Source organism: Litoreibacter sp., assembly GCF_039974535.1.
Lineage (GTDB): Bacteria > Pseudomonadota > Alphaproteobacteria > Rhodobacterales > Rhodobacteraceae > Litoreibacter.
Window position 1 is genome coordinate 1 of sequence record NZ_JBDWIU010000014.1, and the last position, 18936, is coordinate 18936.

An 18936-nucleotide genomic window follows, 5' to 3' on the forward strand; every position below is an offset into this window, starting at 1 on the left:
CCCCGGCGTAGCGTGTCTCGCTGCCGGTGAAGTGGGTTCTAGGCCTACTGCCCCGTGCCCGCAACACCTTTTTTCAAGAAAGCCAAAGTTTTTTGCTGCACCGCACTCAATCCCCATAAAAACAAAGACTTAACGCTTAAATCTTCTCTTTTCCAAACCAGCCATTCCGCAACGCAGAAACCCCAAACAGAAGCAAACCGCACCCAATTAGAGGTTATCCACAGCCAAACCACCAAATCTAGGGAATCCAACCCGTGAATCACGAAACAACAACGCGACTCAACGATGAAACGAGTCGGCAAGCCGGTATAGAAAGGAAGGAGGCAGGCCCCCTAGTGTCCCTAGGAGGCCGAAGATCGCAGCAAAGCTAGAATGCGAAGCCAATTCCTAGACCAACATCTGTATTCGTTCGGCTGCCATGCGTTTGTATAAGAGGGCTATCAGACATGTTGGACCCGTAGCGTTCTACACTAGCTTGTAAGTAGACAGTGCTTCGTTCCGTCAAAGCATATGCCAGCCCAACTTCAATCGTTGCCCCTTTATATCCACCAGAAGGAGTATAAGCCGCGACACCCGTGGCAGTAGCGGTTGCACGAGATACGCCAACCTCTGTCATCATGTGTTCTGAGTTGGCAAAACTCACGTCAGCGCCCAGCGACAACCCCAACCGATCTGTAAGTTGGGTTTCGTAACCTACGCCGACAAAGGCAACGGCTCCTTTCCCCCTGTTGAGAATATCGGTCTGCACCCCCACACCAACTGAATAGGCGCCGAACTCCTTGGTAAGCACTCCTTGCAACTCCACCGTGTTCTGCACTTCGGGGAATCCCGACAGTATCGGGTCATCAGAATTGTCGCGCCCCTCCTCATACTCAAGAGTAAGCTCTACTTCATAATCCTTGGGCAGGCGGAACATCACGCCGAGGCCATCCAAGCCCACGCTCCATTCCGTTCCGTTCTGTGCAGTATAGGTAGCCTTCGCTAAACCGCCCGCTTCGGTAACGTAGACATCCGAACCAGTGTAAGCCGCCTCACGCTCGACACCCACGACTATCTGATAAGACCAACCAACTTCCGCTTCTTCGGCTACGGATAATTGCGGGTTTATGACGACCACGACCGTGGTGATCAGTATTGTTCTATTCATCGCTGTTACTCCTTTGCATGAACTAACAAAGGAACAACCACAGGCCGGATCGGCGCACATGCGCCATACCTCCTATAAACGAGTCCTGAACAGACTATCCGGCAAATGACCTATGACACTGATGGCTATTAAGAGCAGTATACCCTCAAAAGGAGTTTTCATGCTGTTGCCACGCGAACGCACGATTGTGACCATCGCCTTGATCATCCTATGCGCCTTCTCGGCCTATGACCTTATTGAGGACTTCAACGAGGCGGGCCTATACTCGGTACTTATTTGGGACGTCATCGATTTTGGCATGACGGCATCGATCTTAGGATATGTATGGCTGTTTCAGCCCCTTACTCTAACCCGCCGAAAGCGCAGCCTCAAAAAGATTGCCAAACGTCAGATGGCAGACATGCGCCGTCTCTCTCAGATCGCGCAAAAGCATCTGGAAGGGTTGGGTATAATCATCGACACTCAATTCGACCATTGGGAACTAACAGCGGCCGAAAAAGACGTCGCACTCTTATTGCTAAAGGGGTTTTCGTTGAAAGAGGTGGCAGAGTATCGCAGTATCTCAGAGCGAACAGCCCGCCAGCAGGCCACGTCGATCTATAGCAAGTCCGGCATGCATGGACGCGCAGGTTTATCTGCATTCTTCCTGGAAGATCTTTTGCTGCCAAGCGGAATTTAGCAACTCAAAACATCAAGCGCTTCCACCGAAGGGCAAGCAGCACAATGATAGCGCCGAGATAGATAAGCGGTTCGGTTTCCCAAACCTTCTGCACCATTACATAGTGCAGGCCGCCAAGTAGGATCGCAGGGTAGGCTAGTTTATGAATGCGTTGCCACGTCTTAGGTCCCAAGCGCCGGATCATTGCGTTGTTGGATGTGATCGCCATTGGAATCATGATTACCAAGCTAACCATGCCAATTGTAATAAAGGGCCGCTTCATAATATCGGACCATGCCTCGCCCCAACGCATCTGGATATCGAGACCAATCCAAACTCCAAGGTGCAACACGACGTAGAAGAAGGTGAGCAAGCCGAGCGGCCTGCGAAACTTTATCAGCTTTAGGCGGAACCGATCCCTTAGAATAGAGATCGACATCGTCGCGATAAAGAACTGCAGCGCCAGTTCGCCCAGCCAATGCTCAATCGTGCGGGCAGGATCAATACCAAGCCTGCTTCCGAACACATCATAAATGCCGGTCAATGCCAGCGAGATGCCGATGACGATGTAGAGGCCAGGTAACGCACCTAATATATAGATGAGCCATGTCGGCACGGGGCGCAGAAGGGCATTAACCCGTTCTGAAGGTGTTAGCGGATGAGACATAACCGTTGCTTATTAGAAGTTTTTGGCTAGGTCCATGCCTTCGTAGAGACTAGAGACTTCTTTCTCGTATCCGTTAAACATCAACGTCGGTATCCGCTTGGCCAAAAGTCCGCCACCGACCTTCCGCTCCGATGCTTGTGACCAACGCGGGTGATCCACCTCTGGATTCACGTTGCTGTAGAAGCCATACTCTGGTGCGTTGATCATGTTCCAGCTGGTTTCAGGCTGGGTATCAGTCAACGTGATCTTCACAATCGACTTGATCGACTTAAAGCCATACTTCCACGGAACAACCAAGCGCATTGGCGCTCCGTTTTGGTTTGGAATGGTCTTACCGTAAATTCCGGTCGCCATGATGGTCAGCGGGTGCATAGCTTCGTCCAGGCGCAGACCCTCGCGGTAAGGCCAAGGAACAAAACCACGATTTTGGCCCCACATCTCTTCTGGGCGATGCAGGGTCTCGAACGCCACGTATTTCGCGCCTGATTGTATACCCGCCATGTTCAACAAATCGGCGAGCTCAAAACCGTTCCATGGAATGACCATCGACCAAGCCTCAACGCAGCGGAACCGGTAGATCCGCTCTTCGACCGTCATAGCTGCCATGATGTCCTTGAACGAGTAGGTACCTGGTTTTTCGACGAGACCACCGATTTCCACTTCCCAAGGATCTGTGGTCAGCGCGGAGGCATACTCAGCTGGGTCGGATTTACCTGTGCCAAATTCATAGAAGTTATTGTACTGCGTGATTTCGTCCCAAGCATTGGGTTCGTCCTCAATCGAATACTGCGACGCAAGAGATGGGCCAGCGATACCCGTCGCTGCCATAGCAGACGCGCCAGCCAAAAAGGCTCGTCGGTTCATGAATACGTTTTCAGGCGTAACATCGCCCCATGTCAGGTTAGATTTGAACCGGTTGGCCATATTGTAGCGTCCTCGCTTTTTCGTGTTCCTTTATGGCCTAGGCAAAAGGCAGAACAAAATCAAATAGGGTCTGCTCACGAAAGTGTTGGGTAAATGTCAGCAAATAGTGATTATCCGAACTAGACAGAGCTTAAACTATCGGCAGCGAGAGAACCGTATCCACTTTCGCACGCACCAATATGACTAGGCCTAGCGCACTGCCAATAGAGGCGCATAGCAATAAAGCTCTTTGAATCAAGTAATTTAGGTTTATCTGAGCATCGCGATACAATTAGTTGGTGTTGCACCTCAAAGTCCCAACAACCACGATCTCAGATTGATCAGGTGCAAGCTTCGTGATGTGCTCGTGCGTCTCTGCGGTTTGGGTTTCATCTTGAATTTGAGCGGAAGCCTGAACGTTCAATCCCAACTTTTACCGGCTCAAACATCGCAGGCACCCAACACTGTAGCCCACTGATTCCAATTTTGACGTCGCCGGCCGGCCCCCGCCAATAGAGAATATAGGCGGGGGCGGCGTCTTGTAGTTTAGCTTGCGTCTTTCACCGGATACAAAACATCCATTGGTATCGACTTCCCAGAGTCTTGCACCAACCGGACGTGTTGGCGACGCAGTTGTCGTGGCTCAGGCACACCAACGGAGTGAGCAATCAGCTCCACCTCTTTCACGATGCTTTGAGCGTAACGCGCCACCTTCTTGTACTTGTCCTCAGGCACCAAACCTTTTTGGAAGCGCGGGTCGTGGGTCGTGATACCCGTTGGGCAGGTGTTCTTGTTACATTTGAGCGCCTGAATGCAGCCCAAGCTAAACATGAAGCCACGAGCAGAGGTCACGAAATCCGCCCCCGCCGCCAATGCCCACGCAACATCACCCGGCACCATAAGCTTTCCAGATGCGATCAACCTAATTCGGTCCTTCAAACCGTATTCACGCAGCAGGTTCGCCAATTCCGGTAGAGCCTCTCTGATAGTGACCCCCATCAAATCCATCAAAGGCAGTGGAGCCGCACCCGTGCCTCCTTCGCCACCATCCAAGGTGATAAAATCAGGGGCGACATCGCGTTCCAAGATCAGCTCCAGCAATTCGCGCAGAGGGGCCTCGGACCCGTAGACAGTCTTGATACCGACAGGTTTACCCGTGACTTCGCGGACGTGCGCAATCATATCCAGCAATTCGTTGAAGTTGGAAATATCAACATGGCGGTTAGGCGAGATGCTGTCCTGACCTACATCGATACCACGAATTGTGGCGATCTCAGCCGTGACCTTCGCACCAGGAAGAATACCGCCTTTGCCTGGCTTCGCGCCCTGCGCAAGCTTCAGCTCGAACATCTTCACTTGAGGATGTGCGGCCACCTCTTTCAGCTTCTCATCGTTGAGTCTGCCGTCCTTATGGCGAACGCCATTCTTTGCAGTCCCGATTTGGAACACGATGTCAGCGCCACCTTCAAGGTGGTAAGGGCTCAACCCGCCCTCGCCCGTATTCATCCAAATGCCCGCTTCTTTGGAGCCTCGCGACAATGCCGTAACCGCTGGCGCGGAGATCGCGCCATAAGACATCCCAGATAGATTGAAGAACGACTGAGCCTCGAAGGGGTGACGCGCCGAGGAACCGATGACCAACGGTTCCGACTTTGCGAATTGATCATCGAGCGGTGGGAAAGCCGAATTCACAAACAAGGGCGTCCCCGCCACGGCCACATTACGAGTGGAGCCAAAGGCCACGGTGTTGCCTTCTCCGCTAATGGAGCGCTTAACCCAATCGCGCTGCGCACGGTTGAACGGTAGCTCTTCTCGGTCCATCGCGAAAAAATACTGGCGGAAAAACTCGCCTAGTTCAGTGAAAATGTGGCGAAAGCGGCCGAGTACAGGATAATTTCGCCGAATTGCGTCTCCTGTTTGGGTTCGGTCGATCACAAACATGACGACTATAAGTAGCGCAACGACGCCGATGACGAGAATAAAGGCTAACGCCATTATCTCAATTATCCAGCCCGCCCAATCAAACATCATCATATTCGCTCCCAATTTTGTTGCTTCGCGCACCATCGTGCCTCCAGTTCAGAGGCGCAAATAACAGCTTTGTGAAGTTTAAGCCGGAAACCACAGGCAGCGGTAGATAAAACTCAACAACCAAGCGGAACCGATCAGTAGGCATTGAATAACTTTCAGGAACAACAACGGCTTGCCCTCAACCTTGCGCCCCCAAAGCTGGCCTATCCGCGCCAGCACGAATACCGCCACGGCGACCTGCCAAACAGGGATTGGAACGCTAGCGCCCACTACCACCAAGGTCACATAGCTAAGCGCTCCAAAAGTACTGAGACGTCACGAAAAGGGCGCCCGAAGGCGCCCTCTCTAATTAATGGACTACCGCGTCGTCCGGCTTAGGCCTGTTGGAGGCACTAACACGCCCGCCAACCAACAACCCGTCAGGACCTACGCTTATCTCCACCTCGGAGCCGTCTGAGACTTCGCCCGCCAAGATCATCTCGGCCAACGGATCCTGCAACGCCCGCTGGATTGCGCGCTTGAGTGGTCGTGCGCCAAACACTGGGTCATAGCCTTCGTCCGCCAGCCACTGCTTGGCATCCTCGTCCAAGGACAGCCCAATCTTGCGACCAACCAAGCGTTTTTCCAAACGCATCAGCTGTATGTCCACAATCGCGTCCATGTCCTCGCGGCCAAGGCGGTCAAAGATTACCGTCTCGTCCAATCGATTAAGGAACTCGGGCCTGAAGTGGGCCCGCACCGCATCCATTACATCGCGTTTGGCATCAGCCGCATCGGCACCGTCGGGAAGCTGGCTTAACGCCTGCGCTCCTAAGTTGGAGGTCAGGATGATCAGCGTTTGCTTGAAGTCCACCGTTCGGCCTTGGCCATCGGTCAGCACGCCATCATCCAGCACCTGCAACAGCACGTTGAACACATCAGGGTGCGCCTTCTCGACTTCGTCGAACAACACAACCTGATAGGGCTTGCGCCGCACAGCTTCGGTCAGCACGCCGCCCTCGTCATATCCGACATAACCCGGAGGGGCCCCAATCAGACGCGCCACCGCGTGCTTCTCCATGAACTCCGACATGTCGATACGCACCATCGCGCTGTCGTCGTCGAACAAAAACTCAGCCACGGCTTTCGTCAACTCGGTCTTCCCCACACCTGTTGGCCCAAGGAACAAGAAGCTGCCAAGGGGGCGGTTCTCGTCGTTCAATCCGGCACGCGCACGACGCACCGCGTTGGACACGGCACGCACGGCCTTGCGTTGCCCAATCACACGTTGGCCAAGTTCGTCTTCCATACGCAGAAGCTTCTCGCGCTCGCCCTCCAACATCTTGGAGGTCGGGATGCCGGTCCAACGCTCAACCACGCTGGCGATTTGCTCGGGGCGCACGGCCTCTTCGACCATCTGCGTTTCCTCAGCGCTTTCCGCTTCAGCCAACGCTTTCTCCAGCTCGGGGATCACGCCGTAAGACAACTCCCCCGCTTTGGCGAGGTTGCCATCGCGCTTGGCAATGTCCAACTCGGCCCGCGCGCGGTCCAGTTTTTCTTTCAGGTCCCGCGCCCCTTCCAGCTTGTCGCGCTCCGCCTGCCAAGCAGCCGTCATCTCGGAGGATCGCTCCTGCAACTCAGCCAGTTCTTTTTGCAGATCAGCCAACCGGTCCACTGAGGCCGCATCGTCTTCTTTCTCCAGCGCGGCTGCTTCAATCTGCAACTGCAGGGTCTGTCGATCCAACGCGTCCAGCTCTTCAGGTTTGCTATCAACCTCCATACGCAACCGCGACGCAGCCTCATCCATTAGATCGATGGCTTTATCGGGCAAGAAGCGGTCGGTGATATAGCGGTGCGAAAGCTGGGCGGCCGCGACCAAGGCGCTGTCGGAAATGCGAACACCGTGATGCAGTTCATACTTTTCTTTGATGCCGCGTAGGATCGACACCGTGTCCTCAACCGTTGGTTCGGCCACCACTACGGGTTGGAAGCGCCGCGCAAGGGCCGCGTCTTTTTCCACGTGCTTGCGGTATTCGTCCAAGGTCGTTGCACCGACGCAGTGCAATTCGCCCCGCGCCAAAGCAGGTTTCAGCAGGTTGGATGCATCCATGGAGCCTTCGCCCGCCCCTGCACCAACCAATGTATGCATCTCGTCAATGAACAAGATGATCTCACCAGCCGCAGACGTCACTTCCGACAAAATCGCCTTCAAACGTTCCTCAAATTCACCGCGATATTTAGCGCCCGCAATCAGCGCCCCCATGTCCAATGACATCAGCTGCTTGTTGCGCAGGCTTTCAGGCACATCGCCATTGACGATGCGCAGGGCCAAGCCTTCGGCTATCGCGGTCTTACCCACGCCCGGTTCCCCAATCAAAACGGGGTTGTTTTTGGTGCGGCGAGACAAAACCTGCATCGTGCGGCGGATTTCTTCGTCGCGGCCAATGATCGGATCGATTTTGCCCTCGCTCGCCGCTTCCGTCAGATCCCGCGCGTATTTCTTCAACGCATCGTAGCCCTCTTCGGCGTTGGCACTGTCAGCCGTGCGACCCTTGCGAATATCGTTAATCGCAGCGTTTAGCTTTTGCGCTGACACCGCCCCTGCATCCAAAGCGTCCTTTGCGCCGCTTTTCACCATCGCCAAGGCGCAAAGCATGCGTTCTACGGGAACAAAGCTATCGCCGGCCTTTTTGGCCAGTTTCTCGGCCTCAGCCAGAACTTTTCCGGTTTGGCTGTCCATGTAAACCTGCCCGCCGGAGCCGGTGACCTTAGGGATTTTACCAACAGCTAATTCGATGCCTTCTTTCACACGCGCAGGCGCTCCGCCCGCGGCGGTGATCAGGTTGGACGCAAGCCCCTGCTCGTCGTCCATTATCGCCTTTAGTAGATGTTCCGGTGCAAGGCGCTGGTGATCCTCACGCATTGCAATCGTTTGCGCAGCTTGGATGAAACCACGTGCGCGTTCAGTGAATTTTTCCAAATCCATGGAGTACGTTCCTTTCAATAAGCCTTTGCCTGAGTATGGCCCGCTAGGCGGCACCATGTTTTGACAAACCTTACAGTCTAGATGGGGCCCGACCATGATTTGCTCAAGGTCTACGACGCCAAAAACTCTGTATTACAATGATTCACCGCCTTGTTATCTTTCCTGATTGGCGACGGAAGCCATGAGCACCTACGTTACATGTAGTGAAAAGGAGGTAACAATGAGCAGTTATCAAACAGAAGTGCAGAACCTGAACTACAACGCGGCTACGAAAAGCTTCGAAGCGCTAGTTGTCTTTCATGAGGGGCACGAGACTCGCAAGGTCCCGATCTCAGCTCCTTTGCCAATCACCACCGAATTCGAAGCCGTGTCCAAAGTTCTAGTCGGACGCGCAAAGGCTCATCGCGCCAAAGGGCGGACCAAGCTGATGTCACGCACTCCGGCACAAAAAGCGGGGCGTTTGGTCCACCTCAATGACATGATCCGTCAATATAAAGACGCTTTGGGCCTCACGGATTTGCCCAGCGCGGCTTGACGGCCGGACATCAGACAGGCAGCTAGGGTAAAATCCTAGCTGCAAAGGCCCGTGCCCATGTCTGATGACCGTTTGATTGTTGCAATTGACCTCCCCAACGCCCTCGCGGGGATGGAATTGTCCCAGCGCCTTGGCGACAGTGTTGGTTTTTATAAAATCGGCCTTGGTATGCTGACAGGCGGGGGCCTAGCCCTCGCGAACGAGCTCAAAGACGAGCACGACAAACGCATCTTCCTTGATATGAAGCTCTTCGACATCGGCGCAACCGTCGAGGCTGCCGTGCGCGGTCTTGCTCAGTTCGGTCATGATTTTCTAACCGTTCATGGTGACCCACATGTTGTGCGCGCTGCTAAAGAAGGTGCCTCTGGATCAAACATGAAAATCCTTGGGGTTACCGTGCTGACCTCATTGGACCGCGCTGATCTGGACGATGGTTGCATCAAGGCAGGCGACATTCACGACATCACCTTGGAGCGTGCAGCAAAGGCGCTTGAAGCTGGAGCCGATGGGGTGATTTCTTCCCCACAAGAGGCCGCAATGATCCGCGCACTTCCAGAAGCCGCCGGCCGCTTGATCGTGACACCGGGCGTTCGCCCATCGGGTGCGGCACTTGGCGACCAAAAACGCGTCGCCACCCCTGCCAGCGCAATCGGAGACGGCGCCGACCATATCGTGGTGGGGCGCCCAATTTGGCAATCTCCGAACCCGCGCGACGCCGCTCAAGCAATCCTAAACGAACTGCCATAAAAAAATGCCCCCCTCTTCACAGAGGGGGGCAGTTTCAGTCTCAGGGGGAATAGACTTTTGGGAGTTTAGTTTACAAAACGCTCAGCCGCGGAGTCGTTGCCCAGCGCGAAGAATGCGTGAATGTTGCGGCTAACGTCGTTGCCGCCAATTGCGACATGTTGCTCGGCAGAGCTTTCGTTTGCAGAAACACCCGACAACAAAGACGCGTTTACGTCACCATGCGACGTCGCACCAACAACGCGCTCGGCGGCGGAATTGTTGTCCAAAGCAAAGAATGCTTGTGCAGTTGATACGTCTGCGAATGCTGGAGCAGTGGCAGACAAGGCGATGAGAGTTGCGATTACAGTTTTCATTTTGTGGTCTCTATTCTGTTTGTGTGTATCGGCGTGTTGCCGTTTGATGATCCCAATTTAGGCGTCATCAAAGCCGGCTTCAATGCACGTAAAGGATATAATATTGGAAGTTTGGTGCGTAATTGCACACAATTAGTGCGAATCTGATCAACAGATCACAAGGCCTTCAGACTTGGTAAATTCATCCCTAAGCAGCGACAGAAACCCCGTCCTGAAACGTAAAAACCCGCGCCACTGGCACGGGTTCTTCATTCTCGCTTCAGGTTGCTAAAGAATCAGTTGTCGTTGATGTCTTTATCCCAAACTTTAACCTGCCCTTCGCGGCGACCAAAGTAGTGACGCAATCCCAACCAAACCAGTAAGGACGCTCCGCCAAACACCGACAAGGTGACAGGCAAGGAGTTCATCATCGCCTCAGCCGGTCCGACACCCACTGCGAATACGAGGCCAATCAAGCCCGCGGCCAATGCAAAGCCCAGCAAGATATAACCCGGCATTAAGACTTCAAGCACCCCCAAGACCAAAGCCAAGGTAAACCAGACCCAGTATTGATTCCACAAAATGAGTTGTTCCATTAAGTCCTCCCTTTAAGAAGTTTGAACGCATCGCCGAACGCGTCCAACGCAGCGGACGGCAACAAGACGGTTTGCTTGCCAGACCCTTGTGCCACTTCGGACAAAGCCTCGACCTGCTTCAGCGCAACTTGGTATTGCGCCGCTTCTACGCCATTTTCCTTAATTGCTACGGCGACAACTTGGGTCGCGTAAGCCTCTGCTTCAGCCTCAATCCGGCGGGCCTTGGCGGATTGCTCTGCTGCGTACAGCTCAGCATCCGCATTCAACTCAACCGATCTCTTGGAGCCTTCAGCCTCAGTCACTTGCGCACGACGTGCACGTTCCGCGTTCAGTTGCTGCATCATCGCCGCACGGGTCGCGTCATCTAGGTTCACGTCCAAAATCTCGGCGCGGGTCACTTCGATGCCCCAATCGTCCACGACTTTCTCAAGCGAGCCTTGGATGCGTTCGATCAATTGACCACGGTTCGACTGAACTTGGTCCAATTCCAGCGTACCCAACTCAGAGCGTACGATACCAACAACAGTTGTGGTAATCGCCGCATCAATGTCGCGGATACGGTAAACCGTCTTCTCCGGCTCGATGATGCGGTAGAAGACACTGCTTTCCACCTGCACCAGCACGTTGTCCGATGTAATAGCGTCTTGACGGTTGGTCGGAAGCTGGCGCTCCAAAATGGAGATTTTATGCGCCACGCGATCCAGAAACGGCACGATGAAGTTAATGCCAGGCCCAAGCACCGAGCGCAGGCGACCAAAGCGTTCTACAACATGTTTTTCGCTTTGCGGAACGATCCGCACGCCCGCAATGACGATGACAACCAGAAACACAAACAACAGCAAAAAGATCGCGTTGTTCCCCAAAAATCCTAAAATAATTTCTTCCATCCAAAAAATCCCTCTTATTGTTCTGGAATGTATATGGGGTTGAAAAGCCTGATTTTAAAGGGCTAAGCGTCCGACTTCGATCTATACACCCTACCCGAGTCTTTCCAGATACACCTGAAGACGACGCTGCAAGTGCGGGATCGCATCCTCTCTTGTCACGTACTCAGTGGGTGACGTTAACGCCCATCTCTGCCCCTCATCACCAAAGCGGATGCCGCGCTCTGACCCTGAGGGCAGATGCGCTGCAAAGAAGTACGCCGTGCCCCTAGGCATCTGCGTTTCATATCCGGTTTTGCCCAGCAGCTGATCTGCGGTCAAAGTCAGGCCGAACTCTTCATAAAGCTCCCGCAACACGCATTGCTCTGGGCTTTCATCCGGCTCCCGTCCTCCACCCGCGAAATCCCAGCGGTTGGGGTAGGGAATATGAGCAAAGTCATCACGCAAGGCGATCAAAAGCTGATCCCCTATGAAAACCGCGACCTTCGCCCCGTGAAAATCCATACCTTACCTTTCGCATGAAGTTGCCGCCTGCACCCCACTGGCGTATCACGTAACTATGCCGTCGCTTTGCCGCACATGTCTTCATCAATATGATACCGGTGCCCGCTGCCCTGACTGCGGCTCCCCTAGGGTCATGTCTCATCCCGAATTGTTCGACCTCTCCATCGCCCACATGGATTGTGATGCTTTCTACGCCTCGGTTGAGAAACGCGACAATCCTGCCCTGCGCGACAGGCCCTTGATTATAGGTGGCGGGCGACGCGGGGTGGTATCCACCGCCTGTTATATCGCCCGCATCAAGGGTGTGCGCTCCGCCATGCCGATGTTTCAAGCCTTGAAGCTGTGCCCAGAGGCGGAAATCCTGCCTCCCCGCATGGACGTCTACTCCGACATCTCGCGCGAAATCCGCGCAATGATGCAAGAACTCACCCCCGCCATTGAGCCTTTATCATTGGATGAAGCGTTCCTTGACCTAACCGGCACCGAAAAGCTGCACCATGCCCCCCCTGCCGTCATGTTGGCACGCTTGGTCAACCGGATGGAGGCCGAAATCGGCATCAGTGGCTCCATTGGGCTTAGTCACAATAAGTTCCTCGCTAAAGTCGCGTCCGATCTGGACAAACCACGCGGGTTCTCGGTGATTGGCAAAGCGGAAACCGACGACTTTCTACGCGATCGCCCTGTGTCGATGATTTGGGGTGTTGGGGCCGTCGGGCGCGAGAACCTAGAGAAAGCGGGCATTCGCACTTTCGCCGATCTGCTACGTTGGGACCGCCAAGATCTACATGTTCGCTTCGGCTCCATGGGGGAACGCCTCTGGCATCTTGCCCGCGGTCAGGACTTCCGAAAAATATCGGCACATGAGCCGATCAAAAGTGTCTCCAAAGAAACGACCTTTAACGAAGACACCGCGAATGCGGACTTGCTGGACGGACATATTTGGCGCTTGTCTGAACAGGTTGCCGACCGCGCAAAAGCGAAGCAAATTTCTGGTCGCGTGGTAACCTTGAAGCTCAAGACGGCGAAGTTCAAACTTGTCACTCGGCGCCTATCTCTGAGCGACCCGACCCAGTTGGCCGACCGCATCTACCGCACCGCGCGCGACTTGATGGCTAACGTCGACGAAGGGCCATATCGCCTTATCGGTGTCGGCATATCCGACCTCAGACCCGAAGACGACGCGGATCGCACGCCGGACTTACTTGATCCGGATGCCGCCAAACGCACCGATGCGGAGCGCGCAACCGACAAGATCCGAGAAAAATTTGGCCGTGACGCGATTAAGAAGGGGCGCGCCTTACGCTAGGTTATTCCGCCGCGAGAGGTATTTCTTGACGGCCAATGTCCGCAATCTGGTCGATCACATCCGTCATCAGCCTGCGGAAACTCTCAAAGTTCCCGTTGGGGCGGATATGCTGCTCGTTCATATAGAGAGATCGATCAATCTCCACCTGCACCGCATGGTGCCCGCGCGAGGGCCGCCCGTAAGCTTGGGTGATATAAGCCCCCGCAAACGGCGTGTTTCGGCTAACCCGCAAACCCGCTTCCAGGAAAATAGTCTCGATCCGCTCGACGATGTCGCCATCAGCTGCCGCGCCGAAACGGTCCCCCAACACAACCTCTGGCCTCGCTGGACCTGCCCGCGTCATAGACATCACCGCCTCATGTGGCATGGAATGGAAGTCCACCAATACTGCTCGGCCAAATGTAGACTTTGTCTGCGCCATTAGGTGGGTCAATTGTTGGTGATAGGGGTGCCAATATTTATCTACGCGAGCCTCCGCTTCCGACAAAGTCAGCTTTCCCGAATAAATCGACCGTCCATTGGCAACGACGCGGGGAATCACGCCCAAGCCCGAAGCAATTCGTGGGTTGTGAGCGGGTTTGCGAATACCTTGTACGACTGCAGGGTCCATTTCGTCATGCGCACGGTTCAGATCGAGGTAGGCCCGGGGCATCTGCGCCGCTAGGAACGGAACACCGAAATTTGGGGCGGATTCGACTAAACGGTCAACAAAAGCATCCTCAGAGGAGCGAATTTGCACTTCATCAAGGACAGATCGGCGCAAGAATTCGCGTGGATACAAGCGGCCGCTGTGAGGGCTGGCAAAGACCATGCAACTGGTCTGCACCTCTGGCAGCGTCAATCTAAAGGCGTCGTTCTTCATGCCTACTCCTGTTGCAAAGAGTATAGAGGTAAAACATGGCACTTCAAAAGCCCTTGAACCACATTCCGACTCCTTCTATAGAGCGCGGACCAATGTGCTTCGGCTGCAGCTCCTTTGCTGTGAGAAACGGTCGAAACTTGTAGGTCAGATGCGCGCTTAGCTCAGCGGTAGAGCACTTCGTTGACATCGAAGTGGTCACTGGTTCGATCCCAGTAGTGCGCACCATCTGAACGGATTTTAATTGAAGGCGCCCCGCCGCGCTGGACGAATAGGAGAAGAGACATGAAGGTTAAGAACTCACTTCGCTCCCTGAAGTCGCGCCACCGGGATTGCCGGATCGTGCGCCGCAAGGGCCGCGTTTACGTGATCAACAAAACCCAGCCTCGCTTTAAAGCCCGCCAAGGTTAATCCTTAGGGCTAAGCTAGAGCGCTTCGGTGTTTTGCTAAAAACCAAAAGGCCGCTCCTTCGGGGGCGGCCTTTTTCGTTGGGGGAGACAACTTGATGGGATCGAGGCCCAATGTCCACTGTGCGGTGTGGCTTCAACTGATCGCCGGATTTACACTCAGGGGTGGGATCCAGCTTTTCAAAGTCAACTGGGCTGACATTGCCCTCTACCGCGCATGTTTTGACCGGAACTGGCCCCTGACCCGATGGTCGCAAAATTACCCGTGACCCGGATCGCGCCAGTGCGTTGGTTCAATCGCCCAGAGTAGAAAACCTTTCGTCCCAGTGATGCGCGATCGTTCGAAGGCTTGAGCTTGTTTGGCACGCCTTTGATTTTCCAATTGAACAGCAGTTCATCGCCAACCACTCGCTTAAGTGTACCAGCATGGCCGCTGAGGCCTACTTTCGCAGCCACGTCGTCGCTAATGGCAACTTGCCGCGTAGCTGTGTCAAAATTTAACACCATTCGCCGAGGGGTCACGCCGCTATAGCCACCTGAGGGTTTAATCGAACAGGTGAAACTTTGCGCCCAAAGGGGGGTGTGCGGGAAGCTGGCCAATGCGGCGCAAATGAGAATGAAACGCATGATAACCTCCTAAAAAAACGGTTAAGTCGCACCGTAGCTAAGGATGAGGATTTTCGTAACTCACAAGTTAGACAGTCACCACTGTCGACCATCTGCTATGGTTAACCAATTGCTTTAGCGCAAGCTAAGTCCAAGCTGTTTGGCTCAGGATAGCTACTACTAAACACTTAGCAGCATCGGTCAAACATGGCTCAAAGCCCGCATCCCAACACCTCCTGGCTCCTCAACTCCGCCAATCAAAGAAGTTCTTCGGCGCGCGGGCAGTCAACCGGTCCGCTACAGCGCGCCCCATTTCTGCGGCATCCTCGATTGAAGACGTTTCAGCGTCACTCAATGCTTCCGACCCATCGGGGCGAAGAATCTCCGCACGAAATTTCACCGTACTTCCGTCCAACTCGGCCAGCCCCGCAATCGGTGTCTCGCAAGACCCGTCCAATTGCGCCAGATAGGCCCGCTCGCATGCCAGTCGCTGGCCTGTTGGCACATCGTGAATCGCCCCCAGCATCTCCGCCACACGTGCGTCGTCGCCGCGCCGCTCAATCCCGATAGCGCCTTGCGCCACCGCAGGCAGCATCTCGTCCGTATCAATCCCCGTTGCTGGCACATCGTCCATCGCCAAACGGTTCAAGCCCGCCATCGCAAGGAAGGTGCATGTCGCCACCCCCGCATCCAGTTTCTTCAGTCGCGTTTGCACATTGCCACGGAATTCCACCACATTCAGGTCGGGGCGGCGGTGCAACAATTGCGCACGGCGGCGTAGGGATGACGTCCCAACCGTCTCTCCTTGCGCCAGCTCCGCAATCCCTTTTGCCGTCATCGATACAAACGCATCACGCACATCTTCGCGCGGCAGGTAGGTGTCCAGCAGCAAACCCGAAGGCTGCTCCACCGGCATGTCTTTCATCGAATGCACCGCAATGTCGATCTTGCCCTCTAGCAGGTCATCCTCAATCTCACGGGTGAACAAACCCTTGCCGCCGATCTCTTTCAAAGGGCGGTCCAAGATCGCGTCACCCGTGGTTTTGATCACCACAACTTCAAACGCCGCCTCGGGCAAATCAAACGCCTTCATCAGCCGCGCGCGCGTCTCATAAGCCTGCGCCAGTGCAAGGGGCGATCCACGGGTGCCAATCCGCAAGGGTGAGGTCGGGGTGGGTAGGTTCAATGCCATAACCGCCTGCATAAATGGGTCACAATATCCTGACAAGCTGTCGCCTTGACATTTGCACGGCTCAGCGCGGACAAGAGGTCGCAACATAAGGAGTGTGGCGATGGCCGAGCAAAAGAAAATCATGCGTGCATTGGCAGGCGAGACGCTGGATACGCCGCCCATCTGGATGATGCGTCAGGCTGGCCGCTACCTACCGGAATATAAGGCCACCCGCGCCCAAGCCGGTGATTTCCTGTCCCTTTGCTACAATCCTGAATTGGCCACCGAGGTCACATTGCAGCCCATCCGCCGCTATGGCTTTGATGCGGCGATCCTGTTTGCCGATATCTTGCTGCTGCCCCAAGCCTTGGGCGCGGACCTGTGGTTTGTCACCGGCGAAGGCCCTCGTCTGTCCACGGTCACCACCGCAAGTGACTTCGCCAAACTCAAAGGCGCGTCCGACGTGCATGACCACTTGGCCCCAGTGTACCAAACCGTGCGCAACCTCGCGTCCGAGCTGCCCAAAGAAACCACATTGATCGGCTTCGCAGGCGCGCCTTGGACCGTCGCCACCTATATGATCGCGGGCCAAGGCACGCCAGATCAGGCACCTGCCCATAAGCTCCGCGTTGAAGACCCCGCAACATTTGACGCGTTGATTGACTTGATCACCGCCTCCACCATCGAATATCTCTCCATGCAGATCGAGGCAGGCGCCGAGGTCGTGAAACTCTTCGACAGCTGGGCAGGGTCACTGAAAGGCGATGCGTTCCAGAAATACTCCCTAGAGCCCGCCAAAAAGATCATCACGGCCCTGAAGGCCCGCCACCCAAACACCCCGATCATCGCCTTCCCACGTGAAGCAGGCGACAATTATATCGGTTTCGCCAAGGCAACTGGCGCGGATTGCGTGGCGTTGGACAATTCGGTCTCCGCCGATTGGGGCGCTGCGAACGTACAGGTAGACGGCTGCGTCCAAGGCAACCTTGCCTCGCGCCATATGGTCACCGGCGGTCAAGATCTGGTCGATGAGACCCGTGCCATCGTCAAGGCGTTCAAAGGCGGCCCGCACATCTTCAACCTCGGCCACGGCATCACACCTGATGCGGACCCTGCAAATGTGCAACTCATGATCGATACCGTGCGTGAAACGACCGCATAAGGGAATTCACTCTCTTTTCACTGGAACTTAGACCTCATGCCCCGATAATGTCGGGGCATGTTGACCCGTATCCTATTCGCGCTTTGCGCTGTATTCGCCCTATCCCTTCCAACGCTGGCCCAAGAGGCCGCGACAACAGAGGACGAGGTAACCGCCCCCGCACAAGCCGTCTCGGTTGAACCAGTCGCGCGCGACGAGGAAATCGCACAGCGGGTGGTGGAGATCATGCGCTCCACCGGATGGTACAAATTCTCTCGGGTCGAGGTAAAAGACGGCATCGTTTTCCTCGACGGGCGCACCAATAGCGACGATCATAAAGCTTGGGCGCGCGACTTAGCCTCCAAGACCCAAGATGTGGTCGCAGTGGTCAACCGCATCCAAGTCATTCAAGAAGCCAATTGGTCCTTCGCCCCCGCCCTTGCCGAGATCAAGAGTTTGGGCAGCCGTCTGATCACATCCCTGCCCCTCATTTTGCTGGCCATCGTCATTTTACCCTTCACATGGTGGTTGTCGTCTTTGGCTGCAAAAGGATTGCGGCGCTGGTTCCTTGGCGGCATCGCCTCGCCATTTTTACGCGACATCGTTGCCCGCGCGATTGCATTGCCAATCTTCCTGCTTGGGCTTTTCGTCGTCCTTCAAGTCGCGGGTCTCACGCAGATCGCGGTCTCCCTCGTAGGTGGCGCAGGGGTTTTAGGCATCGTGGTTGGTTTCGCCTTCCGCGACATTGCGGAAAATTTCCTCGCCTCCCTGCTCTTGTCCATCCGGCGCCCCTTCCGTGCCGGCGAATATATTGAGGTCACAGGCATCGGCGGCACCGTATTGTCGATGAACACACGCTCCACCGTGTTGCTCAGCTCGGAAGGGAACCACATCCAGATCCCAAATGCTGCGGTCTTTAAGAACACGATCGTCAACTACTCCGCTTCAGCAAATCGTCGGAACACGCTGGAGGTGGGCGTGGGATACGACGTGTCCGTAGCACGGGCGCAGGATATCATTCTGGAGGTCGTCAACGGACATGAGGCGGTTCTGTCAGAACCCGCCCCGATGATCTTGGTCGACAGCCTCGGCAGCTCCACTGTGAACGTCAAAGCGTACTTCTGGGTCGACGCGCACTCCTACTCAATGCTCAAGGTAAAATCCGCGTTGTTGCGTTTGGTTAAGAAAGCACTGACGGAGCATGGCGTCTCCATGCCCGATGACGCGCGTGAGGTGATCTTCCCGCAGGGCGTGCCGGTTCTGCAACTCGATGGGAAGGCCGAAGAACGAGCGCAGAAACTCGCCAGCCAAGAGATTGGCGAAAGTGCGCGCGAGGCTGCCAGTGTGGACGAATCTGCCTCGACCTCCTCGCAAGCCGAAGGAAACTTGGGCAATGAGCAGGACGAGATCGCTGAAATCGCGGCCGAGGCCATCACAGAGGACGGCGAACCCGACCTCTTGTCAGATAAGGCCTAAC

Annotated in this window: 20 protein-coding genes and 1 tRNA gene; 8 read left to right on the plus strand and 13 right to left on the minus strand. The window is 55.1% G+C overall.

Going from position 1 to position 18936, the window contains the following annotated elements; genetic code table 11:
- Nucleotides 1-367: 367 nt before the first annotated feature.
- Entirely contained in the window at nucleotides 368-1147 is a 780-nt protein-coding gene (locus ABJN86_RS15980; protein ID WP_348367740.1) for a MipA/OmpV family protein, read from the minus strand.
- A 160-nt stretch (nucleotides 1148-1307) separates the two neighbouring features.
- Here ABJN86_RS15980 and ABJN86_RS15985 point away from each other — a divergent pair, with 160 nt between their 5' ends.
- Complete coding sequence (locus ABJN86_RS15985; RefSeq protein ID WP_348367741.1) at nucleotides 1308-1826, plus strand: LuxR C-terminal-related transcriptional regulator; 519 nt, start codon at nucleotides 1308-1310, stop codon at nucleotides 1824-1826.
- A gap of 4 nt (nucleotides 1827-1830) precedes the next feature.
- Here ABJN86_RS15985 and ABJN86_RS15990 read toward each other — a convergent pair whose 3' ends face one another.
- The 5 genes from ABJN86_RS15990 to clpB all read right to left on the minus strand — a co-directional run bounded on the left by ABJN86_RS15990 (nucleotide 1831) and on the right by clpB (nucleotide 8371).
- Nucleotides 1831-2472: a protein-methionine-sulfoxide reductase heme-binding subunit MsrQ gene (locus tag ABJN86_RS15990; protein WP_348367742.1), complete on the minus strand. Its 642-nt coding sequence runs from the start codon at nucleotides 2470-2472 to the stop codon at nucleotides 1831-1833.
- 12 nt (nucleotides 2473-2484) lie between these two features.
- Complete coding sequence (msrP, locus tag ABJN86_RS15995; RefSeq protein ID WP_348367743.1) at nucleotides 2485-3396, minus strand: protein-methionine-sulfoxide reductase catalytic subunit MsrP; 912 nt, start codon at nucleotides 3394-3396, stop codon at nucleotides 2485-2487.
- 525 nt (nucleotides 3397-3921) lie between these two features.
- Entirely contained in the window at nucleotides 3922-5409 is a 1488-nt protein-coding gene (locus tag ABJN86_RS16000) for an FMN-binding glutamate synthase family protein (protein WP_348367744.1), read from the minus strand.
- A 75-nt stretch (nucleotides 5410-5484) separates the two neighbouring features.
- Entirely contained in the window at nucleotides 5485-5691 is a 207-nt protein-coding gene (locus ABJN86_RS16005; RefSeq protein WP_348367745.1) for a hypothetical protein, read from the minus strand.
- Between the two features lie 64 nt (nucleotides 5692-5755).
- A complete protein-coding gene (gene clpB / locus ABJN86_RS16010; protein WP_348367746.1) occupies nucleotides 5756-8371 on the minus strand; it encodes an ATP-dependent chaperone ClpB in 2616 nt (871 codons plus the stop codon).
- 220 nt (nucleotides 8372-8591) lie between these two features.
- Between clpB and ABJN86_RS16015 the strand changes: the two genes are divergently transcribed.
- Complete coding sequence (locus tag ABJN86_RS16015; protein WP_348367747.1) at nucleotides 8592-8906, plus strand: hypothetical protein; 315 nt, start codon at nucleotides 8592-8594, stop codon at nucleotides 8904-8906.
- 57 nt (nucleotides 8907-8963) lie between these two features.
- Nucleotides 8964-9653, plus strand: a complete 690-nt coding sequence (gene pyrF / locus ABJN86_RS16020) for an orotidine-5'-phosphate decarboxylase (protein ID WP_348367748.1) — start codon at nucleotides 8964-8966, stop codon at nucleotides 9651-9653.
- Nucleotides 9654-9718: 65 nt separating this feature from the next.
- On the opposite strand, the gene ABJN86_RS16025 is transcribed toward pyrF, so the two are convergent.
- From ABJN86_RS16025 to ABJN86_RS16040, 4 genes are all read right to left on the minus strand, one after another.
- Nucleotides 9719-10006, minus strand: a complete 288-nt coding sequence (locus tag ABJN86_RS16025) for a hypothetical protein (RefSeq protein ID WP_348367749.1) — start codon at nucleotides 10004-10006, stop codon at nucleotides 9719-9721.
- A gap of 275 nt (nucleotides 10007-10281) precedes the next feature.
- Nucleotides 10282-10581: a hypothetical protein gene (locus ABJN86_RS16030; RefSeq protein WP_348367750.1), complete on the minus strand. Its 300-nt coding sequence runs from the start codon at nucleotides 10579-10581 to the stop codon at nucleotides 10282-10284.
- Nucleotides 10581-11468 (minus strand): SPFH domain-containing protein, encoded by an 888-nt coding sequence (locus tag ABJN86_RS16035; RefSeq protein WP_348367751.1) that lies wholly within the window; start codon nucleotides 11466-11468, stop codon nucleotides 10581-10583. Before ABJN86_RS16035 ends, ABJN86_RS16030 begins: the two co-directional genes overlap by 1 nt.
- Nucleotides 11469-11558: 90 nt before the next feature.
- Nucleotides 11559-11969: an NUDIX hydrolase gene (locus ABJN86_RS16040; protein ID WP_348367752.1), complete on the minus strand. Its 411-nt coding sequence runs from the start codon at nucleotides 11967-11969 to the stop codon at nucleotides 11559-11561.
- A gap of 55 nt (nucleotides 11970-12024) precedes the next feature.
- Between ABJN86_RS16040 and ABJN86_RS16045 the strand changes: the two genes are divergently transcribed.
- Nucleotides 12025-13275, plus strand: coding sequence for a DNA polymerase IV (locus ABJN86_RS16045; protein WP_348367753.1), 1251 nt, complete (start codon nucleotides 12025-12027; stop codon nucleotides 13273-13275).
- A 1-nt stretch (nucleotide 13276) separates the two neighbouring features.
- Here ABJN86_RS16045 and ABJN86_RS16050 read toward each other — a convergent pair whose 3' ends face one another.
- Nucleotides 13277-14137: an N-formylglutamate amidohydrolase gene (locus ABJN86_RS16050; protein WP_348367754.1), complete on the minus strand. Its 861-nt coding sequence runs from the start codon at nucleotides 14135-14137 to the stop codon at nucleotides 13277-13279.
- 150 nt (nucleotides 14138-14287) lie between these two features.
- Between ABJN86_RS16050 and ABJN86_RS16055 the strand changes: the two genes are divergently transcribed.
- Together ABJN86_RS16055 and ykgO are read left to right on the plus strand one after the other, a co-directional pair.
- A tRNA-Val gene (locus ABJN86_RS16055) sits at nucleotides 14288-14362 on the plus strand.
- Between the two features lie 57 nt (nucleotides 14363-14419).
- Nucleotides 14420-14545: a type B 50S ribosomal protein L36 gene (gene ykgO / locus ABJN86_RS16060; RefSeq protein WP_009828855.1), complete on the plus strand. Its 126-nt coding sequence runs from the start codon at nucleotides 14420-14422 to the stop codon at nucleotides 14543-14545.
- A 182-nt stretch (nucleotides 14546-14727) separates the two neighbouring features.
- Here the strand turns inward: ykgO and ABJN86_RS16065 are convergent, their stop codons facing one another.
- Nucleotides 14728-15168, minus strand: coding sequence for a hypothetical protein (locus ABJN86_RS16065; protein ID WP_348367755.1), 441 nt, complete (start codon nucleotides 15166-15168; stop codon nucleotides 14728-14730).
- A 223-nt stretch (nucleotides 15169-15391) separates the two neighbouring features.
- Nucleotides 15392-16339 carry a hydroxymethylbilane synthase gene (gene hemC / locus ABJN86_RS16070; RefSeq protein WP_348367756.1) on the minus strand — a complete coding sequence of 316 codons (948 nt, stop codon included), beginning with the start codon at nucleotides 16337-16339 and terminating at the stop codon, nucleotides 15392-15394.
- Nucleotides 16340-16439: 100 nt separating this feature from the next.
- Here hemC and hemE point away from each other — a divergent pair, with 100 nt between their 5' ends.
- Nucleotides 16440-17480 carry a uroporphyrinogen decarboxylase gene (gene hemE, locus ABJN86_RS16075; RefSeq protein WP_348367757.1) on the plus strand — a complete coding sequence of 347 codons (1041 nt, stop codon included), beginning with the start codon at nucleotides 16440-16442 and terminating at the stop codon, nucleotides 17478-17480.
- A gap of 57 nt (nucleotides 17481-17537) precedes the next feature.
- Nucleotides 17538-18935, plus strand: a complete 1398-nt coding sequence (locus ABJN86_RS16080; RefSeq protein WP_348367758.1) for a mechanosensitive ion channel family protein — start codon at nucleotides 17538-17540, stop codon at nucleotides 18933-18935.
- Nucleotide 18936 lies beyond the last annotated feature (1 nt).

Coding starts and splice junctions, on each gene's coding strand:
- hemE (WP_348367757.1), top strand. CDS start 16,440: ATGGCCGAGCAAAAGAAAATCATGCGTGCATTGGCAGGCGAGACGCTG.
- hemC (WP_348367756.1), bottom strand. CDS start 16,339: ATGGCATTGAACCTACCCACCCCGACCTCACCCTTGCGGATTGGCACC.
- ABJN86_RS16040 (WP_348367752.1), bottom strand. CDS start 11,969: ATGGATTTTCACGGGGCGAAGGTCGCGGTTTTCATAGGGGATCAGCTT.
- ykgO (WP_009828855.1), top strand. CDS start 14,420: ATGAAGGTTAAGAACTCACTTCGCTCCCTGAAGTCGCGCCACCGGGAT.
- ABJN86_RS16080 (WP_348367758.1), top strand. CDS start 17,538: ATGTTGACCCGTATCCTATTCGCGCTTTGCGCTGTATTCGCCCTATCC.
- clpB (WP_348367746.1), bottom strand. CDS start 8,371: ATGGATTTGGAAAAATTCACTGAACGCGCACGTGGTTTCATCCAAGCT.
- ABJN86_RS15985 (WP_348367741.1), top strand. CDS start 1,308: ATGCTGTTGCCACGCGAACGCACGATTGTGACCATCGCCTTGATCATC.
- msrP (WP_348367743.1), bottom strand. CDS start 3,396: ATGGCCAACCGGTTCAAATCTAACCTGACATGGGGCGATGTTACGCCT.
- ABJN86_RS15990 (WP_348367742.1), bottom strand. CDS start 2,472: ATGTCTCATCCGCTAACACCTTCAGAACGGGTTAATGCCCTTCTGCGC.
- ABJN86_RS16015 (WP_348367747.1), top strand. CDS start 8,592: ATGAGCAGTTATCAAACAGAAGTGCAGAACCTGAACTACAACGCGGCT.
- ABJN86_RS16045 (WP_348367753.1), top strand. CDS start 12,025: ATGCCGTCGCTTTGCCGCACATGTCTTCATCAATATGATACCGGTGCC.
- pyrF (WP_348367748.1), top strand. CDS start 8,964: ATGTCTGATGACCGTTTGATTGTTGCAATTGACCTCCCCAACGCCCTC.
- ABJN86_RS16025 (WP_348367749.1), bottom strand. CDS start 10,006: ATGAAAACTGTAATCGCAACTCTCATCGCCTTGTCTGCCACTGCTCCA.
- ABJN86_RS16050 (WP_348367754.1), bottom strand. CDS start 14,137: ATGAAGAACGACGCCTTTAGATTGACGCTGCCAGAGGTGCAGACCAGT.
- ABJN86_RS16065 (WP_348367755.1), bottom strand. CDS start 15,168: ATGCGTTTCATTCTCATTTGCGCCGCATTGGCCAGCTTCCCGCACACC.
- ABJN86_RS16035 (WP_348367751.1), bottom strand. CDS start 11,468: ATGGAAGAAATTATTTTAGGATTTTTGGGGAACAACGCGATCTTTTTG.
- ABJN86_RS15980 (WP_348367740.1), bottom strand. CDS start 1,147: ATGAATAGAACAATACTGATCACCACGGTCGTGGTCGTCATAAACCCG.
- ABJN86_RS16030 (WP_348367750.1), bottom strand. CDS start 10,581: ATGGAACAACTCATTTTGTGGAATCAATACTGGGTCTGGTTTACCTTG.
- ABJN86_RS16000 (WP_348367744.1), bottom strand. CDS start 5,409: ATGATGATGTTTGATTGGGCGGGCTGGATAATTGAGATAATGGCGTTA.